The organism is Bacillus sp. FSL R7-0685 (assembly GCF_038002425.1).
Taxonomy (GTDB): Bacteria; Bacillota; Bacilli; order Bacillales; family Bacillaceae; genus Bacillus; species Bacillus subtilis.
The window spans coordinates 141,350-162,171 of sequence record NZ_JBBOCN010000001.1; the positions used below are offsets into that span (position 1 = coordinate 141,350).

At 43.0% G+C, this 20,822-nt stretch carries 29 protein-coding genes, 1 rRNA gene and 1 pseudogene; 29 read left to right on the plus strand and 2 right to left on the minus strand.

The window, feature by feature from the left end:
- The first annotated feature begins 4 nt into the window (after positions 1-4).
- From rpsN to salA, 27 genes and pseudogenes are all read left to right on the plus strand, one after another.
- Positions 5-190, plus strand: coding sequence for a 30S ribosomal protein S14 (gene rpsN, locus MKY50_RS00790; protein WP_003156488.1), 186 nt, complete (start codon positions 5-7; stop codon positions 188-190).
- Between the two features lie 31 nt (positions 191-221).
- Complete coding sequence (gene rpsH, locus MKY50_RS00795; RefSeq protein WP_003241998.1) at positions 222-620, plus strand: 30S ribosomal protein S8; 399 nt, start codon at positions 222-224, stop codon at positions 618-620.
- 29 nt (positions 621-649) lie between these two features.
- On the plus strand, positions 650-1,189 hold the full coding sequence (gene rplF / locus MKY50_RS00800) for a 50S ribosomal protein L6 (protein ID WP_004399690.1): 540 nt from the start codon (positions 650-652) through the stop codon (positions 1,187-1,189).
- Between the two features lie 32 nt (positions 1,190-1,221).
- Positions 1,222-1,584 carry a 50S ribosomal protein L18 gene (gene rplR / locus MKY50_RS00805; RefSeq protein WP_003225816.1) on the plus strand — a complete coding sequence of 121 codons (363 nt, stop codon included), beginning with the start codon at positions 1,222-1,224 and terminating at the stop codon, positions 1,582-1,584.
- 24 nt (positions 1,585-1,608) lie between these two features.
- A complete protein-coding gene (gene rpsE / locus MKY50_RS00810; protein WP_003328273.1) occupies positions 1,609-2,109 on the plus strand; it encodes a 30S ribosomal protein S5 in 501 nt (166 codons plus the stop codon).
- A gap of 13 nt (positions 2,110-2,122) precedes the next feature.
- Positions 2,123-2,302, plus strand: coding sequence for a 50S ribosomal protein L30 (gene rpmD / locus MKY50_RS00815; protein WP_003156497.1), 180 nt, complete (start codon positions 2,123-2,125; stop codon positions 2,300-2,302).
- A 30-nt stretch (positions 2,303-2,332) separates the two neighbouring features.
- Complete coding sequence (gene rplO, locus MKY50_RS00820; protein WP_003225819.1) at positions 2,333-2,773, plus strand: 50S ribosomal protein L15; 441 nt, start codon at positions 2,333-2,335, stop codon at positions 2,771-2,773.
- Between the two features lies 1 nt (position 2,774).
- Positions 2,775-4,070, plus strand: coding sequence for a preprotein translocase subunit SecY (gene secY, locus MKY50_RS00825; RefSeq protein WP_004399662.1), 1,296 nt, complete (start codon positions 2,775-2,777; stop codon positions 4,068-4,070).
- A 54-nt stretch (positions 4,071-4,124) separates the two neighbouring features.
- Positions 4,125-4,778, plus strand: coding sequence for an adenylate kinase (locus tag MKY50_RS00830; RefSeq protein ID WP_004399686.1), 654 nt, complete (start codon positions 4,125-4,127; stop codon positions 4,776-4,778).
- A complete protein-coding gene (map, locus tag MKY50_RS00835; RefSeq protein WP_003225828.1) occupies positions 4,775-5,521 on the plus strand; it encodes a type I methionyl aminopeptidase in 747 nt (248 codons plus the stop codon). Before MKY50_RS00830 ends, map begins: the two co-directional genes overlap by 4 nt.
- A gap of 65 nt (positions 5,522-5,586) precedes the next feature.
- Positions 5,587-5,855 (plus strand): annotated as a pseudogene (locus MKY50_RS00840) (ribosome-binding protein ybzG).
- Positions 5,833-6,051 (plus strand): translation initiation factor IF-1, encoded by a 219-nt coding sequence (infA, locus tag MKY50_RS00845; RefSeq protein WP_003156508.1) that lies wholly within the window; start codon positions 5,833-5,835, stop codon positions 6,049-6,051. The pseudogene MKY50_RS00840 and the gene infA overlap by 23 nt, the downstream one beginning before the upstream one ends.
- A gap of 33 nt (positions 6,052-6,084) precedes the next feature.
- Complete coding sequence (gene rpmJ / locus MKY50_RS00850; protein WP_003156543.1) at positions 6,085-6,198, plus strand: 50S ribosomal protein L36; 114 nt, start codon at positions 6,085-6,087, stop codon at positions 6,196-6,198.
- A gap of 22 nt (positions 6,199-6,220) precedes the next feature.
- On the plus strand, positions 6,221-6,586 hold the full coding sequence (gene rpsM, locus MKY50_RS00855) for a 30S ribosomal protein S13 (RefSeq protein ID WP_003235095.1): 366 nt from the start codon (positions 6,221-6,223) through the stop codon (positions 6,584-6,586).
- A gap of 20 nt (positions 6,587-6,606) precedes the next feature.
- Positions 6,607-7,002 (plus strand): 30S ribosomal protein S11, encoded by a 396-nt coding sequence (gene rpsK / locus MKY50_RS00860; protein ID WP_009966385.1) that lies wholly within the window; start codon positions 6,607-6,609, stop codon positions 7,000-7,002.
- A 176-nt stretch (positions 7,003-7,178) separates the two neighbouring features.
- A complete protein-coding gene (locus MKY50_RS00865) occupies positions 7,179-8,123 on the plus strand; it encodes a DNA-directed RNA polymerase subunit alpha (RefSeq protein WP_003225835.1) in 945 nt (314 codons plus the stop codon).
- Positions 8,124-8,200: 77 nt separating this feature from the next.
- Entirely contained in the window at positions 8,201-8,563 is a 363-nt protein-coding gene (rplQ, locus tag MKY50_RS00870) for a 50S ribosomal protein L17 (protein ID WP_003225836.1), read from the plus strand.
- A 127-nt stretch (positions 8,564-8,690) separates the two neighbouring features.
- Complete coding sequence (locus tag MKY50_RS00875) at positions 8,691-9,536, plus strand: energy-coupling factor ABC transporter ATP-binding protein (RefSeq protein ID WP_004399689.1); 846 nt, start codon at positions 8,691-8,693, stop codon at positions 9,534-9,536.
- Positions 9,512-10,381, plus strand: a complete 870-nt coding sequence (locus MKY50_RS00880) for an energy-coupling factor ABC transporter ATP-binding protein (protein ID WP_046664349.1) — start codon at positions 9,512-9,514, stop codon at positions 10,379-10,381. Before MKY50_RS00875 ends, MKY50_RS00880 begins: the two co-directional genes overlap by 25 nt.
- Positions 10,378-11,175: an energy-coupling factor transporter transmembrane component T family protein gene (locus MKY50_RS00885; protein ID WP_029317183.1), complete on the plus strand. Its 798-nt coding sequence runs from the start codon at positions 10,378-10,380 to the stop codon at positions 11,173-11,175. Before MKY50_RS00880 ends, MKY50_RS00885 begins: the two co-directional genes overlap by 4 nt.
- Positions 11,176-11,184: 9 nt before the next feature.
- The gene (gene truA, locus MKY50_RS00890; protein ID WP_004399657.1) at positions 11,185-11,928 is read left to right on the plus strand and encodes a tRNA pseudouridine(38-40) synthase TruA; all 744 of its coding nucleotides are present in this window, start codon (positions 11,185-11,187) and stop codon (positions 11,926-11,928) included.
- Between the two features lie 161 nt (positions 11,929-12,089).
- Complete coding sequence (gene rplM, locus MKY50_RS00895; RefSeq protein ID WP_003241966.1) at positions 12,090-12,527, plus strand: 50S ribosomal protein L13; 438 nt, start codon at positions 12,090-12,092, stop codon at positions 12,525-12,527.
- A 20-nt stretch (positions 12,528-12,547) separates the two neighbouring features.
- Positions 12,548-12,940 (plus strand): 30S ribosomal protein S9, encoded by a 393-nt coding sequence (rpsI, locus tag MKY50_RS00900; RefSeq protein WP_004399691.1) that lies wholly within the window; start codon positions 12,548-12,550, stop codon positions 12,938-12,940.
- Between the two features lie 467 nt (positions 12,941-13,407).
- The gene (locus MKY50_RS00905; protein ID WP_341116011.1) at positions 13,408-14,175 is read left to right on the plus strand and encodes a class I SAM-dependent methyltransferase; all 768 of its coding nucleotides are present in this window, start codon (positions 13,408-13,410) and stop codon (positions 14,173-14,175) included.
- A gap of 185 nt (positions 14,176-14,360) precedes the next feature.
- Positions 14,361-14,804, plus strand: a complete 444-nt coding sequence (locus MKY50_RS00910) for a YbaK family protein (protein WP_003235118.1) — start codon at positions 14,361-14,363, stop codon at positions 14,802-14,804.
- 59 nt (positions 14,805-14,863) lie between these two features.
- On the plus strand, positions 14,864-15,577 hold the full coding sequence (cwlD, locus tag MKY50_RS00915; protein WP_341116013.1) for an N-acetylmuramoyl-L-alanine amidase CwlD: 714 nt from the start codon (positions 14,864-14,866) through the stop codon (positions 15,575-15,577).
- 95 nt (positions 15,578-15,672) lie between these two features.
- A complete protein-coding gene (gene salA, locus MKY50_RS00920) occupies positions 15,673-16,731 on the plus strand; it encodes an iron-sulfur carrier protein/transcriptional regulator SalA (RefSeq protein ID WP_003235124.1) in 1,059 nt (352 codons plus the stop codon).
- A 35-nt stretch (positions 16,732-16,766) separates the two neighbouring features.
- Here the strand turns inward: salA and gerD are convergent, their stop codons facing one another.
- Positions 16,767-17,324, minus strand: coding sequence for a spore germination lipoprotein GerD (gene gerD, locus MKY50_RS00925; RefSeq protein WP_003235126.1), 558 nt, complete (start codon positions 17,322-17,324; stop codon positions 16,767-16,769).
- Between the two features lie 109 nt (positions 17,325-17,433).
- On the opposite strand from gerD, the gene kbaA reads away from it, so the two are divergent.
- Positions 17,434-18,030 (plus strand): KinB-signaling pathway activation protein, encoded by a 597-nt coding sequence (kbaA, locus tag MKY50_RS00930; protein WP_004399693.1) that lies wholly within the window; start codon positions 17,434-17,436, stop codon positions 18,028-18,030.
- On the opposite strand, the gene pdaB is transcribed toward kbaA, so the two are convergent.
- Positions 18,031-18,795 carry a polysaccharide deacetylase family sporulation protein PdaB gene (pdaB, locus tag MKY50_RS00935; RefSeq protein WP_003235130.1) on the minus strand — a complete coding sequence of 255 codons (765 nt, stop codon included), beginning with the start codon at positions 18,793-18,795 and terminating at the stop codon, positions 18,031-18,033.
- Between the two features lie 351 nt (positions 18,796-19,146).
- On the opposite strand from pdaB, the gene MKY50_RS00940 reads away from it, so the two are divergent.
- Positions 19,147-20,696, plus strand: a 16S ribosomal RNA gene (locus MKY50_RS00940).
- Positions 20,697-20,822: the final 126 nt, after the last annotated feature.

A 20,822-nucleotide genomic window follows, 5' to 3' on the forward strand; every position in this document is an offset into this window, starting at 1 on the left:
AATCGTGGCTAAAAAGTCTATGATTGCGAAACAACAACGTACACCAAAGTTTAAAGTACAAGAGTACACACGCTGTGAACGCTGCGGACGTCCGCATTCAGTCATTCGTAAATTTAAACTTTGCCGTATTTGTTTCCGTGAGCTTGCATATAAAGGACAAATTCCTGGCGTGAAAAAAGCCAGCTGGTAATCCCCAAGAAAGGGAAGGAGGTAATTATATAATGGTTATGACAGATCCAATTGCAGATATGCTAACTCGTATTCGCAATGCAAACATGGTACGTCATGAGAAGCTTGAAATTCCTGCTTCTAAATTGAAAAGAGAAATTGCTGAAATTTTAAAGCGTGAAGGTTTCATTCGTGACGTTGAGTTCGTAGAAGACAGCAAACAAGGTATCATCCGCGTTTTCTTGAAATACGGACAAAACAACGAGCGCGTTATCACTGGTCTTAAAAGAATCAGCAAGCCTGGTTTGCGTGTTTATGCTAAATCTAATGAAGTACCCCGCGTACTTAACGGTCTTGGAATCGCGATTATTTCTACATCACAAGGTGTTTTAACGGACAAAGAAGCCCGTGCAAAACAAGCTGGTGGAGAAGTTCTAGCATACGTTTGGTAAGAAGTTTAACATGAATGGAGGTGTTTGGTATGTCTCGTGTAGGTAAGAAGCTACTTGAGATTCCTTCTGATGTTACAGTAACGTTAAATGATAACAACACTGTAGCTGTGAAAGGACCAAAAGGAGAATTAACTCGTACGTTTCACCCTGATATGGAGATTAAAGTAGAGGACAATGTGCTTACAGTCGCTCGTCCTTCTGATCAAAAAGAGCACCGTGCCCTGCATGGTACGACTCGCAGTCTGCTTGGCAACATGGTTGAAGGTGTATCTAAAGGATTTGAAAGAGGTTTGGAATTAGTCGGTGTCGGTTACCGTGCTTCTAAATCCGGAAATAAACTTGTTTTAAACGTTGGATACTCTCATCCTGTTGAGATCGTTCCTGAAGAAGGCATCGAAATCGAAGTTCCTTCTCAAACAAAAGTAGTTGTAAAAGGTACAGACAAAGAACGCGTAGGAGCTATTGCTGCTAACATCCGCGCTGTACGTTCTCCAGAGCCTTACAAAGGTAAAGGAATCCGCTACGAAGGTGAAGTTGTTCGCCGTAAAGAAGGTAAATCTGCTAAGTAAGATCGCTTAAAGTGAAGAAAGGAGTGACCTAGATGATTACGAAAACTAGCAAAAATGCTGCTCGTCTTAAAAGACACGCTCGTGTTCGCGCTAAACTTTCCGGTACTGCTGAAAGACCGCGCCTGAACGTTTTCCGTTCTAACAAGCACATTTACGCTCAAATCATCGATGATGTAAATGGTGTAACACTTGCTAGTGCATCTACTCTCGATAAAGACTTGAACGTTGAAAGCACTGGAGATACTTCTGCTGCTACTAAAGTTGGAGAATTAGTTGCAAAACGCGCTGCTGAAAAAGGCATTTCTGACGTAGTATTTGACCGTGGCGGATACTTATACCATGGACGTGTAAAAGCTTTGGCTGATGCCGCTCGTGAAGCTGGACTTAAATTTTAATAAAAGAAGGAGGGACACATGATTATGCGTCGTATTGACCCAAGCAAATTAGAGTTAGAAGAACGCTTAGTTACGGTTAACCGCGTAGCGAAAGTTGTTAAAGGTGGTCGTCGTTTCCGCTTCGCAGCTCTAGTCGTTGTCGGTGACAAAAACGGACACGTAGGATTCGGTACTGGTAAAGCACAAGAAGTACCAGAAGCGATCCGCAAAGCTGTTGAAGATGCGAAAAAGAATTTGATTGAAGTACCAATGGTTGGAACTACAATTCCACACGAAATCATCGGACGTTTCGGTGCAGGTAACATCTTGTTAAAACCTGCTTCTGAAGGTACTGGAGTTATCGCTGGAGGCCCTGTACGTGCGGTACTTGAGCTAGCTGGTGTAGCTGATATCCTTTCTAAGTCTTTAGGTTCTAACACACCGATCAACATGATTCGTGCAACACTTCAAGGTTTAAGTGAGCTTAAACGTGCTGAAGACGTTGCGAAGCTTCGTGGAAAATCTGTAGAAGAACTGTTAGGATAAGGAGGGAACATTAATGGCTAAATTAGAAATTACCCTCAAACGAAGTGTAATCGGTCGCCCGGAAGACCAACGCGTTACTGTAAGAACACTTGGTTTAAAGAAAACAAACCAAACTGTTGTTCATGAAGACAACGCTGCGATCCGTGGTATGATTAATAAAGTATCTCATTTAGTTTCTGTTAAAGAACAATAAAAATATTTGATCGGATAAGGAGGTGTCCTAATGAAACTTCATGAATTAAAACCTTCAGAAGGTTCACGCAAAACGCGTAATCGCGTAGGTCGTGGTATTGGTTCTGGCAACGGTAAAACAGCTGGTAAAGGTCACAAAGGTCAAAACGCTCGTTCTGGCGGCGGTGTACGCCCTGGATTCGAGGGGGGACAAATGCCTTTATTCCAACGTCTTCCTAAACGCGGTTTCACTAACATCAACCGCAAGGAATACGCTGTAGTCAACCTAGACAAATTGAACGGTTTTGCAGAAGGAACGGAAGTCACTCCTGAACTTCTTCTAGAGACTGGTGTTATTAGCAAACTTAATGCAGGAGTAAAGATTCTTGGCAACGGTAAATTAGAGAAAAAATTAACTGTAAAAGCCAATAAATTCTCTGCTTCTGCGAAAGAAGCTGTTGAAGCTGCTGGCGGTACAGCTGAGGTGATCTAACTTGTTTAAAACAATCTCCAACTTTATGCGTGTGAGTGATATCAGGAATAAAATCATATTCACTTTACTCATGCTTATCGTCTTTCGCATAGGTGCGTTTATTCCTGTGCCTTACGTTAACGCTGAAGCGTTACAGGCACAGTCTCAAATGGGTGTTTTTGATCTCCTTAATACATTTGGCGGCGGTGCGCTTTACCAATTTTCCATTTTCGCAATGGGAATTACTCCTTATATCACGGCTTCGATCATCATTCAGCTGCTTCAGATGGATGTGGTACCGAAGTTTACCGAGTGGTCTAAGCAAGGTGAAGTTGGCCGCCGTAAATTAGCTCAGTTCACAAGGTACTTTACGATTGTGCTTGGTTTCATCCAAGCATTAGGTATGTCATATGGATTTAACAATCTGGCAAACGGTATGCTGATCGAAAAATCCGGTGTATCGACATATCTTATCATTGCTTTAGTGCTCACTGGCGGAACTGCCTTTTTAATGTGGCTTGGGGAACAAATTACTTCTCATGGAGTAGGCAACGGAATATCGATCATTATCTTCGCGGGGATTGTGTCTAGTATTCCAAAAACAATTGGGCAAATATATGAGACTCAATTTGTCGGCAGCAACGATCAGTTGTTTATTCATATTGTGAAAGTCGCACTTCTTGTGATTGCGATTTTAGCAGTTATTGTTGGAGTTATTTTCATTCAGCAAGCCGTACGGAAAATTGCGATTCAATATGCTAAAGGCACAGGTCGTTCACCTGCTGGCGGAGGTCAGTCTACACACCTTCCATTGAAAGTGAATCCTGCAGGGGTTATTCCGGTAATCTTTGCGGTTGCGTTTTTGATAACGCCGCGGACGATCGCGTCATTCTTTGGAACAAACGATGTGACAAAGTGGATTCAAAACAACTTTGATAATACGCATCCGGTGGGTATGGCGATATATGTTGCGTTGATTATTGCCTTTACGTACTTTTATGCTTTTGTACAGGTAAACCCTGAACAAATGGCTGATAACCTTAAAAAACAGGGTGGCTATATCCCGGGGGTTCGTCCAGGGAAAATGACTCAAGATAGAATTACGAGCATTTTGTATCGACTTACGTTTGTGGGTTCTATATTCTTAGCCGTGATTTCCATTCTTCCTATCTTTTTCATTCAATTCGCTGGATTGCCTCAAAGTGCACAAATTGGCGGAACATCTTTGTTAATTGTTGTCGGGGTAGCCTTGGAGACAATGAAACAACTAGAAAGCCAGTTGGTGAAACGAAACTACCGTGGATTTATGAAAAACTAGAGGAAATGGATTTATCCATTCCCTCTTAATAAAGAGAGGACGGGGGAAATCCGAATGAACTTAGTCTTAATGGGGCTTCCTGGTGCCGGTAAAGGCACACAGGGCGAACGAATTGTTGAGGATTATGGGATTCCTCATATCTCAACAGGAGATATGTTCCGTGCTGCTATGAAAGAAGAAACACCACTCGGACTCGAAGCAAAATCTTATATTGATAAGGGAGAGCTCGTACCTGACGAAGTCACAATCGGAATTGTAAAAGAGAGACTTGGCAAAGATGATTGTGAAAGAGGTTTTCTTCTGGACGGATTTCCGCGAACAGTCGCTCAAGCCGAAGCTCTTGAAGAAATTCTTGAGGAATACGGCAAGCCGATTGATTATGTCATTAACATTGAAGTCGACAAAGATGTTCTGATGGAACGTCTGACTGGACGCAGAATTTGCAGTGTTTGCGGCACAACCTATCATTTAGTCTTTAATCCGCCGAAAACGCCGGGTATTTGTGATAAAGACGGAGGCGAACTCTATCAACGGGCAGATGATAATGAGGAAACAGTCTCTAAACGGCTTGAGGTAAACATGAAGCAAACTCAGCCTTTACTCGATTTCTATTCAGAGAAAGGTTATCTTGCAAACGTGAATGGCCAGCAGGACATTCAAGACGTTTATGCAGATGTGAAGGATCTTCTTGGAGGATTAAAAAAATGATTATCTGTAAAACCCCACGTGAACTTGGTATCATGCGGGAAGCAGGGCGAATCGTGGCTTTAACTCATGAAGAGTTAAAAAAGCACATTAAACCAGGAATCTCGACAAAAGAATTGGATCAAATTGCCGAACGTTTTATTAAGAAGCAGGGTGCAATCCCATCTTTTAAGGGGTATAATGGGTTTCGCGGGAGCATTTGCGTATCAGTTAATGAAGAACTCGTTCACGGCATACCTGGCAGCAGGGTGCTGAAGGACGGTGACATCATCAGTATTGATATCGGTGCTAAATTAAATGGTTATCATGGTGACTCTGCATGGACATATCCGGTAGGAAACATCAGCGATGATGACAAAAAACTTCTGGAAGTGACAGAGGAGTCTTTATATAAAGGCTTGCAGGAAGCAAAACCAGGTGAACGTTTGTCGAATATTTCCCACGCAATACAAACGTATGTCGAAAATGAGCAGTTTTCAGTTGTTAGGGAGTATGTCGGACATGGTGTTGGTCAAGACTTGCATGAGGACCCGCAAATTCCTCATTACGGTCCGCCCAACAAAGGACCACGGCTTAAACCTGGCATGGTTCTCGCTATTGAACCTATGGTGAACGCTGGCAGCCGCTACGTGAAAACATTGGCTGATAACTGGACGGTTGTAACGGTAGATGGGAAAAAGTGTGCTCATTTTGAACATACGATTGCGATTACGGAAACGGGTTTTGATATACTGACGAGAGTCTAGATGATGAAAATAATTCCGAAGACAGATGTTTTTCAAGCTTGATAGGGCAGAAAGCTTGGGTGAACATTGGCAAGACCGAATTCATCTTGCTGCTTGTCGTTGGAATTTTAACCATCATCAATGTACTAACAGCAGACGGAGAAAAGCGTACATTTCATTCTCCTAAGAAAAAGAATATCAATCATTTAACCCTTTATGATTGCGTATCTCCGGAAGTTCAGAACAGTATAAACGAAACAGGGCGTGTGACAAACTTCTTTTGAAATTTGTCAGAAAGCAAGTTACTGATTTGAAGAAGGGAGAACACTTGAATGGCGAAAGACGATGTAATTGAAGTGGAAGGTACTATAGTCGAAACACTGCCAAACGCGATGTTCAAAGTTGAACTTGAAAATGGCCACACTGTTTTGGCTCATGTATCTGGTAAAATCCGCATGCACTTCATTCGCATTTTACCTGGAGACAAAGTTACGGTAGAATTATCTCCATATGACTTAACTCGTGGCAGGATTACGTACCGTTACAAATAAAGCACTCCGGAAACTGAAGGAGGTTGGAAACACATGAAAGTGAGACCATCAGTTAAACCAATCTGCGAAAAATGTAAAGTTATTCGCAGAAAAGGAAAAGTAATGGTGATCTGTGAAAATCCAAAGCATAAACAAAAACAAGGATAATTTATAAGGAGGTGCCCAGAGAATGGCTCGTATTGCTGGTGTAGATATCCCACGTGACAAACGTGTTGTTATTTCTTTAACATACATCTTCGGAATTGGCCGCACAACGGCTCAGCAAGTTTTAAAAGAAGCTGGAGTTTCAGAAGATACTCGTGTGCGCGATCTTACTGAAGAAGAACTTGGTAAAATCCGTGATATTATTGACAAACTGAAAGTAGAAGGTGACCTTCGCCGTGAAGTTTCTCTTAATATCAAACGTCTGATCGAAATCGGAAGCTACCGCGGAATCCGTCATCGCAGAGGATTACCTGTTCGTGGACAAAACTCTAAAAACAACGCGCGTACTCGTAAAGGTCCGCGTCGTACTGTAGCTAACAAGAAAAAATAAGTAAGGGAGGTTCTTAAACAATGGCTGCTGCTCGTAAATCTAACACGCGTAAACGTCGCGTGAAAAAGAATATTGAGTCTGGAATTGCTCATATTCGTTCAACTTTCAATAACACGATCGTTACGATCACTGACACTCATGGTAATGCTATTTCTTGGTCTAGTGCCGGAGCTTTAGGATTCAGAGGTTCTCGTAAATCTACTCCTTTTGCTGCGCAAATGGCTGCAGAAACAGCTGCTAAAGGTTCAATCGAACATGGTCTTAAAACTCTAGAGGTTACTGTTAAAGGACCTGGTTCAGGCCGTGAAGCTGCAATCCGTGCACTTCAAGCTGCTGGACTAGAAGTCACTGCTATCAGAGACGTAACTCCTGTTCCTCATAACGGATGCCGTCCACCAAAACGTCGCCGCGTGTAATTTGTTTGTATAGATTTTGTGTCCCTGTCAATAATGGGTTATGATACAGTTATTTATGAAACGAATGCACCGACTCGTTGCCTGAGCACATACGGGACTAAACAATGGGGAATTTCGGATGGAATCTCATATGATTCTATTCGAGGTTTCGACGTTTTGAAGGAGGGTTTTAAGTAATGATCGAGATTGAAAAACCAAAAATCGAAACGGTTGAAATCAGCGACGATGCCAAATTTGGTAAGTTTGTCGTAGAGCCACTTGAGCGTGGATATGGTACAACTCTGGGTAACTCCTTACGTCGTATCCTCTTATCCTCACTCCCTGGTGCCGCTGTAACATCAATCCAGATAGATGGTGTACTGCACGAATTCTCGACAATTGAAGGCGTTGTGGAAGATGTTACAACGATTATCTTACACATTAAAAAGCTTGCATTGAAAATCTACTCTGATGAAGAGAAGACGCTAGAAATTGATGTACAGGGTGAAGGAACTGTAACGGCAGCTGATATTACACACGATAGTGATGTAGAGATCTTAAATCCTGATCTTCATATCGCGACTCTTGGTGAGAATGCGAGTTTCCGAGTTCGCCTTACTGCTCAAAGAGGACGTGGGTATACGCCTGCTGACGCAAACAAGAGAGACGATCAGCCAATCGGCGTGATTCCGATCGATTCTATCTATACGCCAGTTTCTCGTGTATCTTATCAGGTAGAGAACACTCGTGTAGGCCAAGTTGCAAACTATGATAAACTTACACTTGATGTTTGGACTGATGGAAGCACTGGACCGAAAGAAGCAATTGCGCTTGGTTCAAAGATTTTAACTGAACACCTTAATATATTCGTTGGTTTAACTGACGAAGCTCAACATGCTGAAATCATGGTTGAAAAAGAAGAAGATCAAAAAGAGAAAGTTCTTGAAATGACAATTGAAGAATTGGATCTTTCTGTTCGTTCTTACAACTGCTTAAAGCGTGCGGGTATTAACACGGTTCAAGAGCTTGCGAACAAGACGGAAGAAGATATGATGAAAGTTCGAAATCTAGGACGCAAATCACTTGAAGAAGTGAAAGCGAAACTAGAAGAACTTGGACTCGGACTTCGCAAAGACGATTGACTAGTTTCCCTTGTGAACTAGGATTTTCGTGTGTTTATTATTCAGAAACAGCATTCCAATAAAGGAGGGGACATCACATGTCATACAGAAAACTAGGACGTACGAGTGCACAGCGTAAAGCTATGCTTCGTGATCTTACAACTGATTTGATCATCAACGAAAGAATCGAAACAACTGAAACACGTGCGAAAGAACTTCGCTCTGTAGTTGAAAAAATGATCACGCTTGGCAAACGCGGTGATCTTCACGCTCGCCGTCAAGCTGCTGCATACATCCGCAACGAGGTTGCAAACGAAGAAAATAACCAAGATGCACTTCAAAAATTATTCTCTGACATTGCAACTCGTTACGAGGAGCGCCAAGGTGGATACACACGTATTATGAAGCTTGGTCCTCGCCGTGGTGACGGAGCACCAATGGCAATTATCGAATTGGTTTAATCACATATTTTTGTGTATCTAAAGAAGGGCGGGACAGTTTCTAACTGGATCTATGCCCTTTTTTTAGATACTGCAACTTTTAATAGAGAGAAAAGCAGAGCATTAGCTGAGAGGAGGCCGGTTTTCCATGAATCAAAATCAGTTGATATCGGTAGAGGATATCGTATTTCGATATCGGAAGGACGCAGAAAGACGAGCACTAGACGGCGTCTCCCTGCAGGTGTATGAGGGTGAATGGCTTGCAATCGTAGGTCATAACGGTTCAGGGAAATCAACACTGGCCCGGGCATTGAATGGTTTAATTCTTCCTGAATCAGGCGACATTGAGGTTGCCGGGATTCAATTGACAGAGGAATCCGTTTGGGAAGTGCGTAAGAAGATAGGTATGGTCTTTCAAAATCCGGATAACCAATTTGTCGGAACGACTGTTCGCGATGATGTGGCTTTTGGTTTAGAAAACAATGGTGTACCGCGGGAAGAAATGATTGAGAGAGTAGACTGGGCAGTAAAACAGGTGAATATGCAAGATTTTCTCGATCAAGAGCCGCACCATCTCTCCGGAGGCCAAAAGCAGAGAGTTGCGATTGCGGGGGTTATTGCCGCACGTCCTGATATTATTATCTTAGATGAAGCAACATCCATGCTTGATCCGATCGGGCGAGAAGAAGTGCTTGAAACGGTAAGACATTTAAAAGAGCAGGGCATGGCGACTGTCATATCCATTACACATGATCTGAATGAGGCAGCAAAAGCAGACAGGATCATTGTCATGAATGGCGGTAAAAAATATGCTGAAGGGCCGCCTGAAGAGATTTTTAAATTGAATAAAGAACTTGTTCGAATTGGGCTTGATTTACCCTTCTCATTCCAGCTTAGCCAGCTTTTAAGAGAAAATGGACTGGCTTTGGAAGAAAACCATTTGACTCAGGAAGGGCTGGTGAAAGAGCTGTGGACATTACAATCAAAGATGTAGAGCATCGCTATCAGATGAAGACGCCGTTTGAGCGCCTAGCACTGTATGATATCAATGCATCGATTAAAGAAGGAAGCTACGTAGCCGTTATCGGGCATACAGGCTCTGGCAAGTCCACTCTTCTACAGCACCTAAATGGTCTCCTGAAGCCGACGAAGGGACAGATATCACTAGGCAGCACTGTCATTCAGGCAGGGAAAAAGAATAAAGAACTGAAAAAACTTCGTAAAAAAGTCGGAATCGTTTTCCAATTTCCTGAGCATCAATTATTCGAAGAAACAGTTCTTAAAGATATTTCATTCGGACCGATGAACTTTGGTGTTAAAAAAGAAGATGCTGAACAAAAAGCGAGAGAGATGCTGCAGCTTGTAGGTTTATCAGAAGAGCTTTTGGACAGGTCACCCTTTGAATTAAGCGGGGGACAAATGCGCAGAGTTGCAATTGCCGGCGTACTTGCAATGGACCCTGAAGTGCTTGTTCTGGATGAACCGACTGCAGGATTGGACCCAAGAGGGCGAAAAGAGATTATGGACATGTTTTATGAGCTTCATCAACGTGGGAACCTGACGACGATCCTTGTGACACACAGCATGGAGGATGCAGCTGCATACGCTGATGAAATGATTGTTATGCATAAAGGAACGATACAAGCATCAGGCAGTCCGCGTGATCTGTTTTTAAAGGGTGAAGAGATGGCCGGCTGGGGGCTGGATCTTCCTGAAACAATAAAATTCCAAAGACACCTTGAAGCTGTACTGGGTGTGAGATTTAATGAGCCTATGCTCACAATCGAAGATGCCGCTGCTGAAATCCGTGCTCTTTTTCAGGGGGAGAAGACTTTATGATGGACAGCATGATTATCGGCAAGTATGTACCGGGGACTTCACTTGTGCACCGGCTTGACCCCAGAACAAAACTGATCACGATCTTTTTATTTGTCTGCATTGTATTCTTAGCCAATAATGTTCAGACATATGCGTTGCTTGGTTTATTTACAATTGGCGTCGTTTCTTTAACAAGAGTTCCTTTCTCTTTTTTAATGAAAGGGCTGAAGCCAATCATCTGGATTGTCCTTTTTACGTTCCTTCTTCACATCCTTATGACACATGAAGGACCGATTATCTTTCAAATAGGTTTTTTCAAAGTCTATGAGGGCGGTCTGGTTCAGGGGATATTCATTTCTCTTAGATTCGTCTATTTGATTTTAATCACAACCTTATTAACGCTTACGACCACACCGATTGAGATTACCGATGGAATGGAACAGCTGCTGAACCCATTGAAGAAATTAAAGCTTCCTGTTCATGAGCTGGCTCTTATGATGTCAATTTCTTTACGGTTTATTCCGACACTGATGGAGGAGACAGATAAGATCATGAAGGCTCAGATGGCGCGAGGCGTTGATTTTACAAGCGGGCCTGTCAAAGATAGAGTGAAGGCTATTGTCCCGCTTCTTGTCCCGCTCTTCGTCAGCGCATTTAAACGCGCCGAAGAGCTTGCGGTGGCAATGGAAGCAAGAGGCTATCAAGGCGGAGAAGGACGTACGAAATATAGAAAGCTTGTATGGACAGGAAAAGACACTTCTGTCATTGTCAGCTTAATTGTATTAGCTGCTTTGTTATTTTTCTTAAGGGCTTAGAGGTGTTGTATGAGACTGAAATGCACGATTTCTTATGACGGACATTTGTTTAACGGTTATCAGGTTCAGCCGGGCAAAAGAACGGTTCAGGATGAACTGGAGAAGGCTTTGGCTGTCCTGCATAAGTCAAAAGACAGAATTCCGGTCGTTTCGTCTGGAAGAACAGACAGCGGGGTTCACGCAGCCGGACAGGTGATTCATTTTGACACTCCACTGTCTATCCCGGCTGAGAGATGGCCATATGCCTTAAATGCACTGCTTCCGGACGATATCGCAGTCAAACAGGCAGAAATTGCGGATGATGGGTTCCATGCACGATTTAGCGCAGTCAAAAAAGAATATCGCTACTTTGTATACACGGAGAAACACCCGGACGTATTTAAACGGCATTACGCTTACCATTTTTCATATCGCCTTAATGTGCAGGACATGAGAGAAGCGGCAAAGCATCTTATAGGGACACATGATTTTACGAGCTTTTGCGCGGCTAAAACAGAAGTGCAGGACAAGGTAAGAACGATTTACGAACTTGATTGGACTGAGACGGCTGACGGCCTGCAAATGCGGATCACAGGCAGCGGTTTCTTATATAATATGGTCAGAATTATTGCGGGTACTTTGCTTGATGCAGGTATTGGAAAAATTTCTCCCGATGAGGTGAAATCCATGCTGGAAGCGAAGGATCGCGAAGCGGCAGGGCGCACAGCGCCGGGGCACGGGCTATATTTATGGAACGTTTACTATGACAACTAAACCAGGTGTATAATATTTTCTTGACAGAGTCTGCATAAAGTTATAAGATATCATATGGTATGTATTTCAACCCCACGATAAGCCCCGGAACTTATTGTGTTGTGAAATAGAACGTAATCGAAGTTTATTGAAAATGACAGATCATTTAGGAGGGAAATTCAATGCGTACAACACCTATGGCTAACGCAAGTACTATTGAACGCAAGTGGTTAGTTGTTGATGCTGCTGGCAAGACTTTAGGTCGTCTTTCTTCAGAAGTTGCAGCTATCCTTCGCGGAAAACACAAACCAACTTACACACCACACGTTGATACTGGAGATCATGTGATCATCATCAACGCTGAAAAAATCGAGTTAACTGGTAAAAAGTTAACTGACAAAATCTACTACCGTCACACTCAACATCCAGGCGGATTAAAATCAAGAACTGCTCTTGAAATGCGTACAAACTACCCTGAGAAAATGCTTGAGCTTGCTATCAAAGGCATGCTTCCAAAAGGTTCTCTAGGTCGTCAAATGTTCAAAAAATTGAACGTATACCGTGGTTCTGAGCATCCACACGAAGCACAAAAACCTGAAGTTTACGAACTTCGCGGTTAATTAAAAAGGAGGTTACCAATTTGGCACAGGTTCAATATTACGGTACTGGCCGTCGTAAAAGCTCTGTAGCGCGTGTGCGTTTAGTTCCAGGAGAAGGCCGTATCGTCGTTAATAATCGTGAAATCAGCGAACATATCCCATCTGCAGCTTTAATAGAAGATATCAAACAACCATTAACTTTGACTGAAACAGCTGGCACTTATGATGTTTTAGTAAACGTACATGGAGGCGGCTTATCTGGTCAAGCTGGAGCAATCCGTCACGGTATCGCTCGTGCTTTGCTTGAAGCAGATCCAGAATACCGTACAACTCTTAAACGTGCAGGTCTTCTGACTCGTGACGCTCGTATGAAAGAACGTAAAAAATACGGTCTTAAAGGCGCTCGTCGTGCACCTCAGTTCTCAAAACGTTAATTTTACGTTTTCAAAAAGCTCTCGACCTTGGGTTGGGAGCTTTTTTCTTTTTTCTTTTAATATAACGTGGCCAGCTCCGCATAAAAATAACACTGAATGGACGCTTGACGGGGTTAAACAAATTGTTTGTTTATAAACGGTCTCACTGTAAAAATCATGATAGCTTTCATTTTTATTCAATTGGAAGTTCGGTCAATGTTTATTATCGTTATGTCGGCAGCCCAGCTCCATTTAACCACTGTATCTCATCCGTTAAAGTTCACTGCTGATTAACCCGGAGAAACAATAGCTCTCATTGCTAATGGCTTTATGTAACGAAGTAAAAGTAAATCTGATGATATAAATCACATATCTCCTTTGTGATTTTTTTGCGTTTTTATGAACTTTTTTCTAAATATGCAAAGGGAAAGCGATATCAATCTAGAAATATTTGTTATACTCTATACATTAAAGTAAGGAGAAGATTCATGAATGCGTTAGTAGCTCATAATAGCAAAGCCTGGGATAAAAAAGTAGAAACAGGCAATGAATGGACTGTTGCTGCTGAGCAGCAGGTTATCGAACAAGCAAAAAAAGGCAATTGGGATATAAGGGTAACACCAATGAAAGATGTACCGAAGGATTGGTTTCCGCCGGTCAAAGGTCTGAAAGTACTCTGTTTAGCATCAGGCGGTGGCCAGCAGGGTCCAGTTTTGGCAGCCGCAGGCGCGGATGTCACCGTATTAGATAACTCAGAAAAACAGCTGAATCAGGATAGAATGATTGCTGAGCGAGATGGTCTCACGATACACACTGTCAAAGGAAGCATGGACGATTTAAGTGTATTTAATGATGAATCATTTGATGTCATTGTACATCCTGTTGCCAATGTTTTTGTTGAGAATGTCCTCCCGGTATGGAAGGAAGCGCACCGTGTGTTGAAAAGGAACGGCATTCTAATCTCGGGTTTTGTCAATCCTGTTGTATTTCTGTTTGATACAGAATTAGAACAGCAAGGTGTTTTAAAAGTAAAACACTCCATTCCATACGCTGACCCAGAAGATCTTCCGAAACATAAAGTGAAAAAACTGATCGAAAATAATGAGGCTCTGGAATTCGGCCATTCCTTAGAAGACCAAATCAAAGGCCAAATTGATGCCGGTTTTATCGTTACTGGTTTTTATGAAGATAAAGGCGGGTTTGTATTAGACCAATATATCCATACATATTCTGCAACAAGAAGCGTGAAAGTATGAAAAGCAGCGACCTGTTAGAGGGGCTGCTTTTTTCATAACCAATTACAGAACGTTTGTTCCGCACCCTGCGGAAAGCTGATTTTTTATCGATTTTACACCTTCATTTGGGCGAATTTCCAACCGAATTCGGGCATTGTTTCATCATCCAAACCTCAAAATAATCGGTAAAAGGAGAGTGAATTTATATGGCAGAAGTACTGTCTTTTATGGATGTGAAACGCCAAAAGGATTTTGAATTAGAAAAGAACTTGCTCAAAGAACTCTCTCTGAGACAAATTATCCAGTCTGTTAAGGATTGTTTGGAACCATTATTTCCATTTTTACATGATGAACGAGATATTATTACCGAAGGCTGTATTGATTTTGCTATAGAAGCCTATTTGTTAGGCGGGCGTTTTGGGATATTCGGCTATTACGGAGAATCCATGCAGAGTATCAGTGCCCGCTCTGCAAGAGAAGAAGAAGAGCTGCGTATGGAGTTTTTTGATTATCTCTATAATTGGATACACGAGCAATACGCAACATTTGATAAAAACACTGTTTATGAAGCGGCACGCAAGTTCATTAAAGATTGGTGGACAGCAGGGTTTGTTCAAAGAGAAAAACAGTGTAAGCTTCGCATGCGGTAATCATATTTCCCGGCCCTGTCCCATAGTTATGTAATAACGGACAAGCGGGAGGGGAAGGGATGAGGAAAAAGCTTAAATGGCTCAGTTTTTTGCTAGGCTTCATCATATTACTATTTCTGTTCAAGTATCAGTTCAGCAATAACGACTCTTGGAAGCCGTGGAGCCTGCCCTTGAGCGGTAAAATCATTTATCTAGATCCAGGTCATGGCGGGCCTGACGGCGGAGCAGTCGGCGGAAAGCTGTTAGAGAAGGATGTTACCCTGGAAGTGGCCTTTAGAGTCAGGGATTATCTTCAAGAACAAGGAGCGCTTGTTATCATGACCAGAGAAAGTGATACTGATCTCGCTCCAGAAGGAACAAAAGGCTATAGTCGACGAAAAGCTGAGGATCTAAGACAACGAGTCAAATTAATAAACCATTCAGAGGCGGAGCTCTATATCAGCATTCATCTTAATGCGATTCCGTCACAAAAATGGAGCGGAGCCCAAAGCTTTTATTACGGGAAATATGCGGAAAATGAGAAAGTCGCAAAATACATCCAGGATGAGCTGAGAAGAAATCTGGAAAACACAACCCGGAAAGCAAAGCGGATTCATGGTATCTACTTAATGCAAAACGTCACCAAACCGGGGGCGCTTATAGAAGTCGGATTTTTATCCAATCCAAACGAAGCAACGCTACTCGGTAAACAGAAATATCAAGACAAGGTGGCATCTTCCATATATAAAGGCATTTTGCGATATTTCACAGAAAAAGGAGACCCTCCGGAGTAATGGAGGGTTTTCTTGTGGTTCTAAGCATAAGACACCCGCCATTTATGTATGATATAATAATAATTGTAAACGAATACACAAAAGGGTGAGGTTCGATGATAAGAGAAGATGAAGTAAGAAAACTAGTCGGAGAAATGCGCGAACCTTTTCTTCAAAGACCTCTGGGAGAATTGGATGCCGTTAAGGAAATTAAAATAAAGCCTGAAAAACGGCATATCAGTGTAAAAGTCGCTCTTGCAAAAACAGGAACTGCAGAACAAATGCAGATTCAGCAAGAGATCGTAAACGTATTAAAAGGGGCAGGAGCTGAGACAGTCGGCCTTCGATTTGAAGAGCTGCCTGAAGAAACGGTTGCTAAATTCCGGGCGCCGTCAGCTGAGAAAAAAACATTATTAAATATGGATAACCCGCCAGTCTTTCTTGCTGTAGCAAGTGGAAAAGGCGGCGTAGGCAAGTCAACTGTGTCAGTAAACCTAGCTATTTCTCTGGCTCGTCTAGGGAAAAAGGTTGGTTTAATTGATGCGGATATTTATGGGTTCAGTGTGCCGGACATGATGGGTATCACTGTGCGTCCAACAATTGAAGGAGAGAAACTTCTTCCTGTTGAACGCTTTGGAGTAAAGGTCATGTCAATGGGCTTTTTCGTAGAAGAAAATGCCCCGGTCGTATGGAGAGGGCCGATGCTCGGCAAAATGCTGAATAATTTTTTCCATGAAGTAGAGTGGGGAGAAGTAGACTATATCGTTCTTGATCTTCCGCCTGGTACAGGGGACGTTGCTCTCGATGTACATACAATGCTTCCGAGCTGCAAAGAAATTATCGTATCTACGCCACATCCGACAGCTGCTTTTGTCGCGGCCAGAGCGGGCTCTATGGCGATTAAAACCGATCATGAGGTCGTGGGTGTCATAGAGAACATGGCTTATTATGAAAGTGCAAAGACAGGGGAAAGAGAATATGTGTTTGGAAAAGGCGGAGGAGATAAACTGGCTGAGGAACTAAACGTGCCTTTGCTCGGCAGAATCCCATTGAAACAGCCCGATTGGGATAAGGACCAATTTGCTCCGTCTGTTTATGACGAAAATCATCCAATCGGAGAAATATATCAGGACATCGCAAAAAAAATAGATGCAAAAATGTCAGTGCAGGTATAAAAGGTGAACCGGGATTCCAGATCCCGGCTTTCCCTTTATTCACTTTCTTTTGCTGTGTCTTTTGCTGCTTTTTTCAGCTCATCTTCGAACTGCTTTTTGTAAAGCGGACTAGAAAGTGTTTCGTTAATAACCTCTTCTAAATAACTGCGGAATTCTTGGCTTTTTGCCAGCTGGCTGTACTTTTTATCCATGCCGGGATCCTGCATAACGCTCATCAGCATCTTCTGGTAATCTGGATCCTTCATCAGCTTTTTAATCACTTTTTCATGCTCTGTCTGAAGAGTTTTGGCAAAGCCCTCAGCAAAATCAGTGTCTTCAAAGATGTTTTTCCAAAATTCTTCACCTTTTTTAGATGTGAGTGTTTTTTCTATTGTTCCTTTAATTGCATCTTGGTCAATCACCAGCGCTTCATTCATGGCATCATCATTTAATAATTCCTTAATAGCTTTCTTTCCATCATCAGTTTTTAATATATCAACAACCATTTTTTTGGTCTGATCATAGTCCATATCCGCTGCTTGGTCTTTTGGAGCGCAAGCTGTTACAGATAATAACAAAAAACAGCTCATCAATAGCGTTTTGGCTTTTGACATGCTTAAGCTCCTTTCACATACTTGTCTTACCTTTAATATGATTCATCTGTTTGGAATTATACATAACAAAATATCGCTGTTCGCGATTTTTGAGGGGATGAATAAAGAAATGAAAAGCCGTGGTTTAGTTCGTTTTTTCTTTTCTATTTTAGCTGTCGGGGCGCTTATCACGAGTATTGTGGGTTTTGCTTTAAAGTGGGGAGAATATAGAGGGCTGTTTCTAACATTTGAAGCGGGACAGATTTTCTCTGTTTTATTTTGGTTTATCGGTGTAGGCATGATTTTCAGTGTGATCAGCCAAATGGGTTTTTTCGTGTTTTTAACAGTTCATCGGTTTGCGCTTGAGATATTAAGGTCCTCCTCTTTGTGGAATTTGCTGCAGTTGTTTTTCATCCTGTTTGTTGCTTTTGATTTAATGTACGTGCGTTTTTTATTTTTTGGAGAGAGCGGAGAATCGCTGGCTGGCTATGCGTGGTTACCGGTGTTTTTATTGATCTTTGGAGTGATTACAGCTTATATAAAGCAAAAGCAGTCCTCTAAGAAAACATTTGTGTCATCGTTATTTTTGATGGTTGTGATTACCGCATTAGAATGGTTCCCTGCATTAAGAGTAAATGATGAGGACTGGCTTTATTTAATGCTTTTTCCGTTAATGGCATGTAATGCCTTCCAATTGCTGATGCTGCCGAAGTTTGCAGCAAAGTAATTACTTTACCTCTGCGGATTTGGCATCAGAATTTGCGATGAGATCACCCACGGTTACATTTTTTAATCCTTTTTCTTTCAGCTGATGGATGATATCAGGCAATGCTTCTTCTGTTTGTTTTGCAGAATCGGAGGCATGTAAAAGAATAATGTCTCCACCGGAAACTTGCTTGGTCACATTGTCGATGATTTTTTCAACTCCGGGATTTGTCCAGTCTTGAGAGTTCACACTGTAATGAACGACTGTATAATTGTATTGCTTTGCGACCTTTAGAACATTCTTATTGAATTGGCCGGTAGGGGGTCTTAATAGCTGTATGTCTTTGACCCCTAACTTTTCAAAGGCTGTTTGCGCACGGTTCATGTCCTTTTTTATTTCGCTGCTCTCTAAATTGGCATAGTTTTTATAAGCGTAGCCCATGCTCCCGATTTGATGGCCGTCCTTTACGATACGGGCCACTGTGTCGGGATGGCGTTCTGCCCAAGAAGCGGACAGGAAAAACGTTGCGTTTTTAATCCCGTTTGCTTTCAGAGTATTAAGTATCGGTTCTGCTCTCTCATCACCCCAGCTGATATCGAAAGTAAGTGAAATATCTTTAGAGTCTGTTTCTCCTTTATAAATGGCTTTAGGTCCGGTGTCAGTTGAAAACACGGGAAGCGGGACAGCTCTTTGGATATAAAAAAAGCTGGCAGCTGCAAATGCGGCGATAAGTATAATAATTAATTGTTTTACCCGTTTAATGTGCCACACATAGAAGTGATTCACTGATGATGCCTCCTTATCTTGTCCATCATTCTTGTTTTACATCTTATGAGCATGGACAATTGAATATAACCGATAAAATGTCTCTTCACATACAGCCTAAATTGGGTGTTGACCTTTTGATAATATCCGTGATATATTATTATTCGTCGCTGATAAACAGCTGACATCAACTAAAAGCTTCATTAAATACTTTGAAAAAAGTTGTTGACTTAAAAGAAGCTAAATGTTATAGTAATAAAGCTGCTTCGTTAAGCGGCAGTAATGATCTTTGAAAACTAAACAAGACAAAACGTACCTGTTAATTCATTTTTTATAAATCGCACAGCGATGTGCGTAGTCAGTCAAACTACTTTATCGGAGAGTTTGATCCTGGCTCAGGACGAACGCTGGCGGCGTGCCTAATACATGCAAGTCGAGCGGACAGATGGGAGCTTGCTCCCTGATGTTAGCGGCGGACGGGTGAGTAACACGTGGGTAACCTGCCTGTAAGACTGGGATAACTCCGGGAAACCGGGGCTAATACCGGATGGTTGTTTGAACCGCATGGTTCAAACATAAAAGGTGGCTTCGGCTACCACTTACAGATGGACCCGCGGCGCATTAGCTAGTTGGTGAGGTAATGGCTCACCAAGGCAACGATGCGTAGCCGACCTGAGAGGGTGATCGGCCACACTGGGACTGAGACACGGCCCAGACTCCTACGGGAGGCAGCAGTAGGGAATCTTCCGCAATGGACGAAAGTCTGACGGAGCAACGCCGCGTGAGTGATGAAGGTTTTCGGATCGTAAAGCTCTGTTGTTAGGGAAGAACAAGTACCGTTCGAATAGGGCGGTACCTTGACGGTACCTAACCAGAAAGCCACGGCTAACTACGTGCCAGCAGCCGCGGTAATACGTAGGTGGCAAGCGTTGTCCGGAATTATTGGGCGTAAAGGGCTCGCAGGCGGTTTCTTAAGTCTGATGTGAAAGCCCCCGGCTCAACCGGGGAGGGTCATTGGAAACTGGGGAACTTGAGTGCAGAAGAGGAGAGTGGAATTCCACGTGTAGCGGTGAAATGCGTAGAGATGTGGAGGAACACCAGTGGCGAAGGCGACTCTCTGGTCTGTAACTGACGCTGAGGAGCGAAAGCGTGGGGAGCGAACAGGATTAGATACCCTGGTAGTCCACGCCGTAAACGATGAGTGCTAAGTGTTAGGGGGTTTCCGCCCCTTAGTGCTGCAGCTAACGCATTAAGCACTCCGCCTGGGGAGTACGGTCGCAAGACTGAAACTCAAAGGAATTGACGGGGGCCCGCACAAGCGGTGGAGCATGTGGTTTAATTCGAAGCAACGCGAAGAACCTTACCAGGTCTTGACATCCTCTGACAATCCTAGAGATAGGACGTCCCCTTCGGGGGCAGAGTGACAGGTGGTGCATGGTTGTCGTCAGCTCGTGTCGTGAGATGTTGGGTTAAGTCCCGCAACGAGCGCAACCCTTGATCTTAGTTGCCAGCATTCAGTTGGGCACTCTAAGGTGACTGCCGGTGACAAACCGGAGGAAGGTGGGGATGACGTCAAATCATCATGCCCCTTATGACCTGGGCTACACACGTGCTACAATGGACAGAACAAAGGGCAGCGAAACCGCGAGGTTAAGCCAATCCCACAAATCTGTTCTCAGTTCGGATCGCAGTCTGCAACTCGACTGCGTGAAGCTGGAATCGCTAGTAATCGCGGATCAGCATGCCGCGGTGAATACGTTCCCGGGCCTTGTACACACCGCCCGTCACACCACGAGAGTTTGTAACACCCGAAGTCGGTGAGGTAACCTTTTAGGAGCCAGCCGCCGAAGGTGGGACAGATGATTGGGGTGAAGTCGTAACAAGGTAGCCGTATCGGAAGGTGCGGCTGGATCACCTCCTTTCTAAGGATATTATACGGAATATAAGACCTTGGGTCTTATAAACAGAACGTTCCCTGTCTTGTTTAGTTTTGAAGGATCATTCCTTCGAAACGTGTTCTTTGAAAACTAGATAACAGTAGACATCAC